The organism is Hymenobacter sp. 5516J-16 (genome assembly GCF_022919335.1).
Lineage (GTDB): Bacteria > Bacteroidota > Bacteroidia > Cytophagales > Hymenobacteraceae > Hymenobacter > Hymenobacter sublimis.
Window position 1 is genome coordinate 4,174,878 of record NZ_CP095058.1, and the last position, 12,798, is coordinate 4,187,675.

9 protein-coding genes and 1 pseudogene are annotated in these 12,798 nt (G+C 61.0%); 2 read left to right on the plus strand and 8 right to left on the minus strand.

Features of this window, described 5'->3' with window-relative positions; genetic code table 11:
* Positions 1-39: 39 nt before the first annotated feature.
* The 8 genes and pseudogenes from hutH to MUN84_RS20720 form a co-directional block, all read right to left on the minus strand.
* Positions 40-1,539, minus strand: coding sequence for a histidine ammonia-lyase (gene hutH, locus MUN84_RS20680; RefSeq protein ID WP_244695808.1), 1,500 nt, complete (start codon positions 1,537-1,539; stop codon positions 40-42).
* 74 nt (positions 1,540-1,613) lie between these two features.
* The gene (hisS, locus tag MUN84_RS20685) at positions 1,614-3,011 is read right to left on the minus strand and encodes a histidine--tRNA ligase (RefSeq protein ID WP_244699079.1); all 1,398 of its coding nucleotides are present in this window, start codon (positions 3,009-3,011) and stop codon (positions 1,614-1,616) included.
* Between the two features lie 99 nt (positions 3,012-3,110).
* On the minus strand, positions 3,111-3,464 hold the full coding sequence (locus MUN84_RS20690) for a hypothetical protein (RefSeq protein WP_244695809.1): 354 nt from the start codon (positions 3,462-3,464) through the stop codon (positions 3,111-3,113).
* 393 nt (positions 3,465-3,857) lie between these two features.
* Positions 3,858-4,542, minus strand: a pseudogene (locus MUN84_RS24755) (DUF2459 domain-containing protein).
* Between the two features lie 163 nt (positions 4,543-4,705).
* Positions 4,706-5,170 (minus strand): carboxypeptidase-like regulatory domain-containing protein, encoded by a 465-nt coding sequence (locus MUN84_RS20705; protein ID WP_244695812.1) that lies wholly within the window; start codon positions 5,168-5,170, stop codon positions 4,706-4,708.
* A 296-nt stretch (positions 5,171-5,466) separates the two neighbouring features.
* Entirely contained in the window at positions 5,467-5,850 is a 384-nt protein-coding gene (locus MUN84_RS20710; RefSeq protein WP_244695813.1) for a hypothetical protein, read from the minus strand.
* A 496-nt stretch (positions 5,851-6,346) separates the two neighbouring features.
* Positions 6,347-8,278 carry a TonB-dependent receptor domain-containing protein gene (locus MUN84_RS20715; protein WP_244695814.1) on the minus strand — a complete coding sequence of 644 codons (1,932 nt, stop codon included), beginning with the start codon at positions 8,276-8,278 and terminating at the stop codon, positions 6,347-6,349.
* Positions 8,279-8,280: 2 nt separating this feature from the next.
* Complete coding sequence (locus MUN84_RS20720; protein ID WP_244695815.1) at positions 8,281-8,808, minus strand: carboxypeptidase regulatory-like domain-containing protein; 528 nt, start codon at positions 8,806-8,808, stop codon at positions 8,281-8,283.
* 949 nt (positions 8,809-9,757) lie between these two features.
* Between MUN84_RS20720 and MUN84_RS20725 the strand changes: the two genes are divergently transcribed.
* Positions 9,758-11,005, plus strand: a complete 1,248-nt coding sequence (locus MUN84_RS20725) for an efflux RND transporter periplasmic adaptor subunit (RefSeq protein WP_244695816.1) — start codon at positions 9,758-9,760, stop codon at positions 11,003-11,005.
* 160 nt (positions 11,006-11,165) lie between these two features.
* On the plus strand, positions 11,166-12,587 hold the full coding sequence (locus MUN84_RS20730) for a TolC family protein (RefSeq protein WP_244695817.1): 1,422 nt from the start codon (positions 11,166-11,168) through the stop codon (positions 12,585-12,587).
* Positions 12,588-12,798: the final 211 nt, after the last annotated feature.

Consider the following 12,798-nt stretch of genomic DNA (forward strand, 5'->3'; position numbering starts at 1 on the left):
TCTCCGTTTTTGAAGCTTTTTACGCCTTACCGCTGGGCTTTACTGCCACGCATAGGTACGCACGAAGGCCGCGGCGGCGTGTAAATCAGGGTACAACACCCGATCCTGCGATACGAAGGGTACCTTCTCGCGGAAGTGGGCCACTACCTGTTCCAGGGCGGCACTGGTGCGAGTGGGCTGCCGGAATGCCAGGGCCTGGGTGGCGTTCAGTAGCTCAATGCCCAGCAGTTGCTCCACGTTTTCTACTACCCGGCGGGCCTTGGTGGCGGCATTGGCCCCCATGCTCACGTGGTCCTCCTGGCCGTTGCTGCTCACTAGGCTGTCGACGGAGGCTGGCGTACAAAGCTGCTTGTTCTGGCTCACGATGCCGGCGGCCGTGTACTGCGGAATCATCAGGCCCGAGTTCAGGCCGGGCTCCGCAATTAGGAAAGGCGGCAGGCCCCGCTGCCCGCTGATAAGCTGGGTGGTGCGCTGCTGGGATATGCTGCCCAGCTCGGCCGTGGCAATGGCCAACATATCCAGGGCCAGGGCCAGGGGCTGACCGTGGAAGTTACCTCCGCTCAGGATGGCGTCGTCCTCGGGGAACAGGTTGGGGTTGTCCGTTACGGCGTTGCACTCGGTTTCCACTACCTGCTCCACGTAGGCCAGTGCGTCGCGGGAGGCGCCGTGCACCTGGGGCATACAGCGGAAGGAGTAGGGGTCCTGCACGGCGGTTTTGGCTTGCTGTTGCAGCGTACTGCCCGCTAGCAGCTCCCGCACGCGCCGGGCCACCGTTAGCTGTCCGGCGTGGGGCCGAATCCGGTGCAGGCGCTCATCAAACGGCTCACTGCGCCCATCGAAGGCTTCTAAGGACAAGGCCCCGATAACATCGGCGGCGGTCAGCAGGCGGCGGGTGCGCAGCAGGCAATGCACGGCGTAAGCCAGCATAAACTGGGTGCCATTAAGCAAAGCCAGGCCTTCCTTGGCTTCCAACGTCAGGGGCGGCCAGCTAAACAAACTCATGGCATCCGAGGCGGCCAGGCGGTAGCCTTCGTAGTTCACCTCGCCCAAGCCCAGTAATGGTAGGCAAAGGTGGGCCAGCGGGGCTAGGTCGCCGCTGGCACCCAGAGAGCCTTGCTGATACACCACTGGCAGCATGCCACGGTTGTAAAAATCGAGCAGGCGCTGCACGGTGCTCACTTGCACCCCGCTGTGCCCGTAGCTCAGGCTTTGGGTCTTGAGCAGCAGCATGAGCCGTACCAGCTCGGCCGGCACTTCCTCCCCGGTTCCGCAGGCGTGCGACATCATCAGGTTCACCTGCAGCTGCTGGCGCTGCCCGGCCGGAATGGCTTGGTTGCACAGGGCCCCAAAACCCGTATTGATGCCGTAAATAGCCGCATCCGGGGTGCGCTCCAGCCGGTCGTGCAGGTACCGGTGACAGGCGGCCACGCGCTGCCGGGCTTCCTCGCTGAGCACTACGCGGGCCTTGGTGTGCAGCAATTCCCCGATGGTTGTCAGGTCGAGGCGGGTAGAAGGAGTGAGGGCGAAATCCTGGGCCATGGGGGCGGAAGTGAGTGGGGCGCCTGCGTGAGAAAAGCGGCTAAATGAAGGGGGCAGCTGGTAGCTAAGGTGTACTACTGAGCCAGTTCGGCTACTACGTCATCCAGGGAAAGAGTGCGTTCCTGACCCGAAGCGAGCGTTTTAAGCTTGAACTGACCCGCCGCGCGCTCCTCTGGGCCCTGAATCAGCACGTAAGGAATTCCCTTGGCGTCGGCGTACTTAAACTGCTTGCCCAGCTTACCGGCTTCGGGAAACAGCTCGCTGGGAATGCCGGCCTCGCGCAACTGCCGCAGTACGGGCAGCACCGCCATTTCGCTTTCCTGGTCGAAATTAGCTACCAAGCAGCGGGTGGTAGTGGCCACCGCTTCCGGAAACAGGTTCAGCTCCTCCAGGCAGTCGTAGAGCCGGTCCACCCCGAAGGAGAAGCCTACCCCCGACACGCCCGGCAACCCGAAGGCACCGGTGAGGTTGTCGTAGCGGCCGCCGCCCGAGACGCTGCCCATGTTCACGTTGTTGATCTTGATTTCGAAGATGCAGCCCGTGTAGTAGCTCAGCCCGCGGGCCAGGGTCACGTCGAACTCCAGGTTCTGCCATTTCGTAAAGCCGAAGCTGCGCAGGTACTCCAGCACCCGTGCCAGGTCCTGCAGGCCCTTGTAACCGTCGGCGTTGTCGGGCTCCACGGCGGCTGTAGCAAAGGCCGCCAGCAGACGTTCCAGCTTTTCCTCGAAGTCGCCGCCTACCCCCAGCAGGTCAAACAGCCGCTCCGTGGCCTCCGCGGAGAAGCCCCGACCCAGCAGCTCTTTCTCTACCCCGTCGCGTCCAATCTTATCCAGCTTGTCGATGGCCGTAAACAAATCAACCTCGGTGCCTTCACCGCCCAGGGCCTGGTAGAACGCGCCCAGCACCCGGCGGTGGTTGATTTTGATGGTGTGCTCGGTGAGGCCCAGCGTGGTCAGCACCTCCGACATCATCAGCACAATTTCGGCCTCGCAGAGCAGGGAGTCGGTACCCACCACGTCGGCGTCGCACTGGTAAAACTCGCGGTAGCGGCCACGCTGGGGCCGGTCGGCGCGCCACACGGGCTGAATCTGGTAGCGTTTGAAGGGAAATACCAGGGTATTGCGGTTCATGACCACGTAGCGGGCGAAGGGCACCGTTAGGTCGTAGCGCAGGCCCTTCTCGGCTACTTTGGGCAGCAGGCGCTTGCTGCGGTTGTCGGCGGCCAGATCATCGGCGGTAACGTCCTTGGCAAAGTCGCCGGAGTTCAGGACTTTAAACAGGAGCTGGTCGCCTTCCTCGCCGTACTTGCCGGTAAGCACCGAGAGGTTTTCGAGGGTAGGGGTTTCGAGCGGGGCGTAGCCAAACTTCTCGAACACGCGGCGGATGACGCCGAAAATATAATTACGGCGGGCCACTACGGCGGGGCCGAAGTCGCGGGTGCCGCGGGGAATGCTGGGCTTTTGGGCGCTCATCAGGAAAATCAGAATGCGGAAATACGGCCGCAAAATTCGCGGTTTGCATTGGATTTTCCGGAAGGCCCTTTGCAAAGACCTTTTTAAGCGCCGGTTTCCTTACAAAGAGGCGTTGGCGTTACCGGTTTGCACGGACTGATCTTGACTAAAGGTGAAATCGATTTCCTGCATGGCGTCTAGCAGGGAAGGTACTAACAGGGGTTGAGAAGCGGCGTCGAGGAATAGGAAGTGGTGCTGGGCGGGCTGGGGCACGTGGCACAAAATCAGGCGACGGTCCTGGGCGTGCAGCATGAAGGCGTAGGCCAGCAGCAAATCAATCACGTCCTCGGAAAGCGAATCAACCAAACTTAAGTCAATCAGAATGGCGCCTTTGTCGCTGCGGCTGGCCCGGTGCAGGGCCCGGGCTAGCTTTACTTCGTTGGGGGAGGAAGTGTCTGGGGAAAGAATGAGCAAAAAACCATTCGGCAGCACTTCGCGGTGGACATCTAACATAGCCGATATCTATCGGGATGGGTTGGGACAGTAGGTAATACTGTAGTTACCCCCACGAAAGTTCTGCGTGAAAAGCAGAATAAGTAGAACTTTAAAGTTGGATGTATCAGCGTACTACGTTGGAATTGCGGTTAAAATTGACACAATAGGACATAAGCTCAACCAGAGTCCCCACGCCACGGTAGCCAGGACTTGCAGGTCAATGAAAAATAAGTCAGGAGTCCGTTTCGTCGGAGCCCGTGAAGGGCACTCTACCCATAACCAGCCGCCCTGGCCCGCACGAATATTCGGCAACTAGTTTTTGCTTGTTGCCTAATCGGCCTACTGCGGGCTTGAAGTGGGGCAGGGGCAGAGCTACCGCTTCGTGCGGCGGGCCTGGAAAAGTACGCTGGCGGCTAACGGCGCCTTTAACGCTGCCCGGATTCCGGCCTGCCGAAGGCCCCGGTTGGTCCAGTCGTTGCAGGTGCGCAGGGCGTGGTAGTGGCCCGGGCCCGGAAGAAAAAGTCCTCGGGCGAGTAGCCGGTCGGCTGCCGCAACTGCATGTGGTTCAGGCTGTCGGGGCGGAAGGAGCGTTGCACGTAGGCGGCCAGGGTGCGGTACTGCTCGGGAGAGATGCGCAAGGGCACTACCCGCGCCCCGGAGTCGGGGGCGGCACGGTAGAAATCAACGTGCATGAGGGTCCGGGACGGTAACAACGCCCCAGGACGGCTTTCGGCCCCGGAAATTTGCCACCCATCGAGCCCAGGTAAAAGCCTTCGTTGCCCCAGCCAAAGGCCACGTAGGGGTAGCGGGCGAAGCGCGCCGTCAGGGCCGGCTGGCTGAGCGTCTGGAGCCAGTCATGGCCGGTGCGCGCCTCCCGCATGGGCAGCACCACATCGGTATGGAAGCCGTTGGATACCAAGAAGATGGGTACCCCGTCGGGCGTCTGCCGAAACTGGCGGTTTAGGGGCACCACTGTTCCGGTCAGCAGCAGAAGCACAAGGGCAGCAATAGCCGACATAAGCAAACGAAAGGCAAGGAAAAGCGAAGGTAGGCGCATCAGCCATAGGAGCTATACTAGCTGCGGCTTGATACGCATTTACCGGCTGAGTAACCCCTGCCAGGCGTAAACGCAACGGGCCAGCCAGCAGCCTTCCGCACTGGAAGCTGCTGGCTGGCCTCGTATACTGGTGAATTACTACCTATCCTGGGTTCTAGAGTACCTAAGACCGGGTGCGCACTACTGGGCGGCGCGGCTCAACGGCTGCCACGGCGGCAGTGCGCTTGGCCCAGGCCTGCCGGTCGGCGCGGGCTACCTGGGGCATGGTTACCGGTACTAGCACCATGGTGCCCAGCGCGTGCTGGGTGCGGGCCTGGTGCAAAGTCACGGCGGGCCGAAGGGCGTGGTAACCCAGTACCGTGGTGCGCACTACGTAGCGGCCCAGGGGCAGGCCCGTCGCCCGAAAATGGCCCTTGGCATCGGTTTCTACTGATTTCATCAGGCGTCCATCGGAGGCCCGCAGCACCACCACGTAGGAGTGCGGAATGGGCTCCTGGGTTTGCCCATCGAAAAGGCGGCCCGATACCGTACCGCGGTTCGGAGTGGAGCCGGCCTGCACAGGCAGTTGAGGGCCCGCAACGAGAAGGGAAAAGCCCAGCAGGGCACCGGAAACAAAGGAAGTTTTCATGGTAGTACGGAAAAAGAAAGGAAAAGGAGTGGCCCTCGCCGGGCCGAAGAAGGGCCGCGGTTCCGTTCCGAAGATGCCGGCGAGGGTCAGGAAAAGCAGGGTAAAACGTCGAGCCCAATGGGGTAGGCTAGCAAGAAGCCAAGCCGGACTGGGTCGTGCGCCCAAATAATCGGGCGGCGGGGTTCAGCAAGAACTCACTACGCGCCAGGCAAACCAGAGTGGCTGGCACGGAAGAATATACTATGAATAGCTAGGGGTAACGGGGCAGCACTTCCAGCAGCTGGCAGCGCGAGGGGCTACTTCACGGCGTAGGTCCGGGGCATGCGCCGGGCGGTGGAGGCCAGCGTGGTGGATATTACCGCGTTGGACTGCATCCGCTGCACTTGATCCAGGGCGGTGCCCAGCATCTGAGCAACGCGGCGGTGGGTAGCCCGGTTTTTCAAAGGGTTCAGGCAAATACCGCTCAGCCGCTCCTGGTACAGTTCCTCGTGCTGGTCGTTGTAGAATCGAACCACGGTATAGTCGGGGCGCTTGGGGTCCGTTTCCAGCATCCAGTAGCCCGATTTAGCAATAACGGGCGCTTCGCTGTATGAGGTGGTTTGGGCCAGAGCTAGGGAGGCGGGTAGCACCACAAGAGAGGCGCAGAGGATACCGAGACGGGAAAGCAGGGAAGTTTTCATGAGGATTAGTAGGAAAAAAATGGGCACAACAAGCCACTCGCCGGCTGGCCCACAGGCCCGCCGAAACACGGAAGCAGCAACAACGCAAGAGGAAAGCCAGGCCCCGCAGTGCAGCCGGAAAGGCGGCGCGAGGACAACGCCCAGCCGGCAGGAGCGGCGGGCAGCTTCAGCGGGCGAGAGGCCATGACGGTACCGGGAAGCAACGTCGCCGCGGGGTGAAGCAGGAGCTGTAAAGAGCAGCAGAAGTAGCGAGCTGTCTGCCAGGTAGTAGGTTGGGGAGCAGGTACTTAAAAGATGGAAGCGGCAGTAGAAAGGATGCCTGAGGGATAAAAAATATGTTGAATATTTTATGTTGTTTTCGCCGGTGCGGGTAGTGTCTGTCAGGGTAGCAGTGCGTGCGGCGGTGCGCCTTAAAGACCGTTGCTGCTGTGAATACCGCGCGTTGAGCCGGTCGTTACAGCAAATCGAAAATTTATTTTTCAGTTGCTGGCCCCAGCTAGCCGCCGAAGCCGCCCCCACCGCCCTGAGGCTGGTTTTCAATCTTTTTCGGGGGCTTGTTGGAGCCCAGGTACCAGCTGAAACCCAGGTAGCCCACCCGCGACTCCCACTTGTTGTAGTACTCGGCCCGGAAGTTTTCCGTGAACGACTCGGAGCGGTTGCGCTGGGTGTTGAAAATGTCCGATACGCGCAGGGTCAGGGCGGCGCGGTCAGTGAACAGGCGCTGGCGCAGGGCCACATCCACGGAGCCCACCGGCGCCACCCGGCCCTGGGCCGTTACGGCGGCGGCGCGGTAGTTACCCGTAAGTTGCATGTCCAGCTTGGGGGTAGGCGTAAAGGAGTTCATCACGCGGGCCGTGCCCGAAACAATGCGGCGGTTAGCTTCGTTGCCGGTGGCCGCCGTTACGGTGTTCTGGAACAGGGAGCCGCTGGCCGTCAGGCGCCACCACTTGGCCAGGGGCTGGTTCAGGGAAACCTCCGCGCCGTAGCTAGTAGCCTGCCCGAAGTTGCGCACGTACTGGGCCGTAATAACCGCCCCGGCCCCGTAGCGCTGGGTGGCTTCCTCGTCTACCCGCACCAAACGCTGAATGGTGTTATCGGTGTGGCGGTAGAACAAGGTCGACGTCAGCGAGGCCTGGCCCATACTCACTTGGTGACCCAGTTCAAAGGCGTTGATGTACTCGGGCCGTAGCGTGGGGTTGCCGATGCGGTAGCTGCGCTGGTCCTGGTAGAGCGGGAAAGCCAGCAGCTGCATGAAGCCGGGCCGGTTCAGGCGGCGGGAGTAGCTCAGCTTCACGCGTTGGTCTTTGCCGGGCAGGGTGCGCTCCACGGTAGCCGAGGGGAACAGGTTCAGGTAGCGCAAACGGAAGGGGCCGTTGCCGTTCAGCACCTCGCCGCTGGTGTGGGTGTACTCGGCCCGCAGCCCGCCCTGCATGCGCCACTTGTTGATTTCCTGCTGATAGGTAGCGTAAGCAGCCTGGGTCAGCTCCCGGAAGGTATACTCGTAGGAACGGTCGGGGAGGCGGTCAAAGGCGGGGCCGTCGGCCTGTTGGCGCAGGAAATCGTCGGTGCCGCCGTTGCGCTGGTATTGGCCCTTGAAGCCGGCGTCAACGCGGGCCTTCTCGCCCAAGGGGTGCACGTAGTCGAGTTGGCCGGCCACGGCGTTCAGGCGCACATCCAGGTCCTGCTGCCACTCACGCAAATCAGGGGAGCCCTCGGTATTACGCTGGGCCACAACCACATCGGCGTTCAGAAAGGTGTAGTTCATGCTGCCCGTCAGCTCCCGGCCCTTGTGGGCCTCCCAGGTGCGGCGGTAGTCTACGGAGGCATCAATATTGTCGATGTTCTCCGTGACGCCAAAGGTGCTGCCAATCCGGGCCGTAGTGTCGCCGCTAAGGGTGGCTAACTGGTTGCCGGTGTTGCGGCTGCGGTTAAAGTTGGGTTCCAGCGTGAAAGTCAACGACTGGCCCGCGGGGAGGGTGTAGTCGAAACCCAGGCGGCCATTGTAGCTCTTGCTGTGGCGCAGGTTGGTGCCCTGCTGGTAGGTACGCAGACTGCGGTTTTCCAGGGTCGTGTACTGGTCGCTCCACATGCGGCTGCGGTAGTGGTCGTCGCGCAGGTCAAAGGAGCCAAACACGTTGAGCTTGCCCGTGCGGCGGTTGAGGCTCAGGCTGGTATTATACTTGTCGCGGGTGCCCACGTTCAGCACGGCTTGGCCGTTCCAGCCGTCTTTTTTCTGCTTTTTCAGAATGATGTTGAGCACCCCACCGGCTCCGGCGGCATCGTAGCGGGCCGAGGGGTTCGTGACGACTTCCACCCGCTCAATGCTGCTGGCCGGAATCTGCTCTAGGCGGTTGCCGCCGGCCCCGCTGTTGGCTGAGTTGCTGGGCTTGCCATCAATGAGAATGGTGATATTGGAGGAGCCGCGCATGCTCACGGTGCCATCGGGGCTACCGTTACGGAGGGCACGTTTTGGAGCACGTTTACGGCCGTGCCGCCCACGCTGCTCAGGTCTTTTTCTACGTTGATAACCTTCTTGTCTAGGCTTTCCTGCACGGCAGCCCGCTCGCCCTGCACCGTTACGCCAGCCAGCTGGGTAGCGGTAGATTTTAGCTTCATGGGGCCCAGTTGCAGGGTAGGCGTGGCGCTGGTGAGGGCTACCGTGCGGCGCAGACCCTGGTAGCCCACCGCCGAAGCTTTCAGTAGGTAGTTACCCATGCCCAGCTTCTCCAGCGCAAACCGGCCATTCTCAGCGGTTTCGGCCCCGGCCACGAAGCTCGAATCCTGAGCCCGCAGCACGACGACGTTGGTGAAGGGTAGCGGCTGCCCGTTGGCTTGGTCGAGCAGGGTGCCAGAAATGGAGCCAGCTGGTTGCTGCTGGGCCGCGGCGGCCAGGGGAAAGAGCATAGCGAGGAACCCCAGGCCCCGCAGGGCCCGGCCGGAAGACAGGGAGGTAGTCATAAAAAGGGAGTGGTTGGGGACGAATCGGGCAAGGAGAGGCCGTGCCCGGCGGCCGCGGTTCCGCTGGGCTGGCATGGTTGCCAGAAATTCAGACACGAAAAGCAGGGGCTCCAGGCAGCAATTGCGGGGAGGCCAGGCGACCAGAACACAAGCGCCGCGGCGAGAAACGAACGTTTCCGGCTAGCGACCCAGCACCCGGCCCGGTTGGCCCACGGTGGTGTCTGGCAGGTACCGCAGCAGGCTCGGGAAAGGAGCTGCGCCGCGGCAGAGAGTTCAGCTAATTAACAGTCCAAAGGTAAGCGAAGGTACTATGTAAAGCAAGGTACCTGTAGAAATTATTTTTTGATTCGATGAAAACCTTGTGTTTTGCTGTAAGCTGGAAGACGAAGCCCCACCGAATAACCTGGACTATGAGCGGCTGCGGCGGCAGTAGTTGGCTACCAGGGGAATAGATGCACGGCGAGAAACACCCGTTGCCTGACCAGCAGAAAATATCTTATCAAACTGATATAGACAGGTATGGACAGCGTAACGTCCGGCAGAAGCGGAACCGAAGTAGCGTGTTTGGCTGACGTTATGGTAGTAGGTATCCTGCTGGGTAAAGTGGAAGCATCTCTACCGCTTCACCGCTACCTCGTGAAGTAGCTAGAGGTAGTGGTACTTCGGCTGAGCGGAGGCCAAATCGAATCGTACCGTTTGTTCTCAATTTGGCTACCATTTCAACGGCAGCGGGCGAGATGTTTCGGCCTGGCGGGCTGCAGTAGGCTTTTGCTTGCCCCGCTCGGATACTGCACTGCCTTTCGTTTTCGAACAGCCTGTCCATTCTTGGACATATTTTGTAAAGCGCTATTTTTATAATTGAGGTGTAAATTATTGAATATCATTTCTTTATACACTTGGCATGTTGCTTGGCTGACCCTACAGGAAAACCTTCCTTTCCTGTACGAAAATGGACAGAGCTATACCTACTGCAACCCTAAACCACCGCCAGCGCCGCCGGTGGCTGCTGGGGCTGGGCGCGCTGGTGCTGCTGGCAGCGGGGCTGCTGGCCTTCCGCCGCGTGCTCAAGCCCAGCCTGGAGCACAACACCGTGCTAACGGCCCGCACCGAAACCGGCAACGTGGAAGCCTCCCTTACGGCGGCCGGCGTCATTATTCCGGCTCACGAAGCCGTCATCACCAGTCCCATCCAGAGCACTATCCGCCGGGTGTTGGTAGCCGTGGGCAGCAAGGTGCAGCCGAACCAAACGATTCTGGAGCTGGACCGGGAACTGACCAACACGGCCCTGGCCAAGCTCCAGGATGAGCAGCAGCAGAACCGCAATAAAAACAGCCAGCTCCAGCTCACGCTCGAAAAAGCGCTCAACGACCTTCGCTCCCAGGAGCAGGTGCAGCAGGTGAAAGTTCGCAGCCTGCAGTCGGCCCTGCGCGACGAGCAGTACCTGCTCAAGATTGGCGGCGGCACCTCCGAGAGCGTGCGCCAGGCTGAGCTAAGCCTAAAAGTGGCCCAACTGGAGCTGCAGCGCTTGGCCGAGCAAATTCGGAACCAGCGCGCCGCCAATGCCGCTGATGTGCGGGAGCTGGGCTTTACCCTACAAATTCAGGAACGCAGCATTGCCGAGCTGGCCGGCAAGCTGCAGCAGGCCAACATTAGCAGCCAGCAGCCGGGCGTGCTGACCTGGGTAAACGAGAACCTGGGTAGCACCGTGCAGGCCGGCGACGCCCTGGCCCGAGTGGCCGACCTGAGCCGCTTCCGGGTGCGAGCCACCATTTCCGATGCCTACGCCGACGCCCTGCACCCGCAGGACCCAGTCGTGATTCGCGTGAACGGCACCGATTTGCGTGGCACCATTACTACCGTAAGTCCGGCCGTGGAGAAGGGGGTAGTCACCTTCTACGCCGCTCTGGCCCAGGACCATCACCCGGCCCTGCGCTCCAATCTGCGGGCCGATGTGTTTGTGGTAACCAAGGCCCTGCACAACGTGGTGCGCGTGAAAAACGGCCCGTTTTACAAGGGCGGTAAAGAGCAGCCGGTGTTCGTGGTGAAGGAAGGGAAGGCGGTGCGTCGTACCGTGCAGTTCGGGGAAAGCAACTTCGACTATGTGCAGATAACCGGCGGCCTCAGCCCGGACGAGGAAATCATCGTGTCCGATATGAAGGACCACGTGGATACGCCCGAACTCACCCTCAACGATTAGCGGCGCCATGAACCGGATATTTCCTGTCATCTGGACTGTAGAGCTGCGTATTCGCGCCTTCTCGTTGCTGAGGTTGTTTACCTGGAATCGTTCTGGGTCAGTCGTGCAACAGTTAATTACTCAACGACGAGGCGCACCTGGGCGCCTCGGCAGCCTGCTAGTGCTGCTGGCTGTTCCCGCGCTGGCGCAGAGCCAGCCTTCTACCTTATCGCTGAATCAGGTTATTGAGCTGGCCCTAAGCCAGTCGGCCGCCGCCAAGCAAACCCAAACTACCCGCGACAAAAGCTACTGGGAGTGGCGCACCTACCAGGCCAACTACAAGCCCCAGTTAGGGCTGCAAGGCACCTTGCCGGGCTTTAGCCGCGTGATTACGCCCGTGGTGCAGCCCGATGGCACCACCGACTTCCGGGCCGTGCGCATCAACAATTCCAACCTCGCCTTGTCGGTAAGCCAGAACATTGGCCTGACGGGTGGGCAGATTTTCGTGGCCTCCGAAGTGCAGCGCTTCGACGACTTCAACGGAGGCCTGAAGCGCTACAACAACCAGCCCGTAGCCATTGGCCTAACCCAGCCGCTCGGCATGTTCAACGGGCTGAAGTGGGCCCGGCGCATTGAGCCACTGCGCTACCAGGAAAGCCAGCGCCAGTACCTAGAGGAGCGTGAGGGCATTGCCCAACGCATCACGGAGCTGTATTTTGACGTGTTGCAGGAGCAAGTTAACGCCGAGGTAGCCAGCCAGAACGTGCAGGCCAACGAGGAACTGCTGCGCATTGGCAAGGAGCGGTACCAGCTCGGCCGCCTTTCCCAGAGCGACCTGTTGCGCCTGGAGCTAAACCTGCTGAATGCCCGCCAGGCCATGGCCCAGGGCCGACTAGATGCCCAGAATGCGGCCGTGAATCTGCAGAGCTACACGGGCCTGCGGGCCGATGCTCTGCGCCTGGCGGTGCCGGCCGCCGCGCCGCGGCTGGTAGTACCTGCCGAGCAAGCCCTGAGCCAAGCGCGCGAAAACCGCAGCCAGGTGCTGGCCTTTCGGCGGCGCTTGTTGCTGGCCGAGCGGGAGGTAGCGCTGGCTCGGGGCACCACGGGGTTTCAGGCCACGCTGGCGGCGAATTTGGGCTACGTCAATCAGGCTGGCAATCTGTGGGATACCTACGCCGCCTTGCAAAACCAGCAGCAGGTACGCCTCACGTTTGCCCTTCCGCTGGTAGATTGGGGCAAGCAGAAATCCATCGTGAAAACGGCGGAGCTAACCCGCCGCCAGGTGCAAACCGATGTGGCGCAGGAGGAAGCCTCCTTCGAGCAGAGCGTGCAGGTGCAGGCCACCCAGCTTGCTACCCTCAGCGAGCAGCTGGACCTGGCGGCCCGCGCCGATTCTCTGGCCCAGCGCCGCTACGATATTGCCCAGGCCACTTACAAAGTCGGTCGCATCAGCCTCACCGACCTTACCATTGCTTCCGCCGAAAAGGACCAGGCCCGCCGCACCTACATTCTGGCCCTGCGCGCGGCCTGGGTGGCTCACTACCGCCTCCGGGCCCTCACCCTTTACGACTTCGAGCGGCAGTTGCCCCTCACGGCTCAGTAAGCACCAAAAACGGCCGTTGTCTTTGTCTGCCATGCCACGCGCAAGACGCCCTTCAATATTGAACACCCTGTCCGGAACCGGACAACTTTTACTAAAGCTGCAGTTCGGGATTTTAATGTAAGTAATTGAAAAACAAATTAATATGAAGTTGGCATCTTGCTTGGTAACACCACTATAGCCTGGGTAGCCTACTGCCCAATACCGGACAACT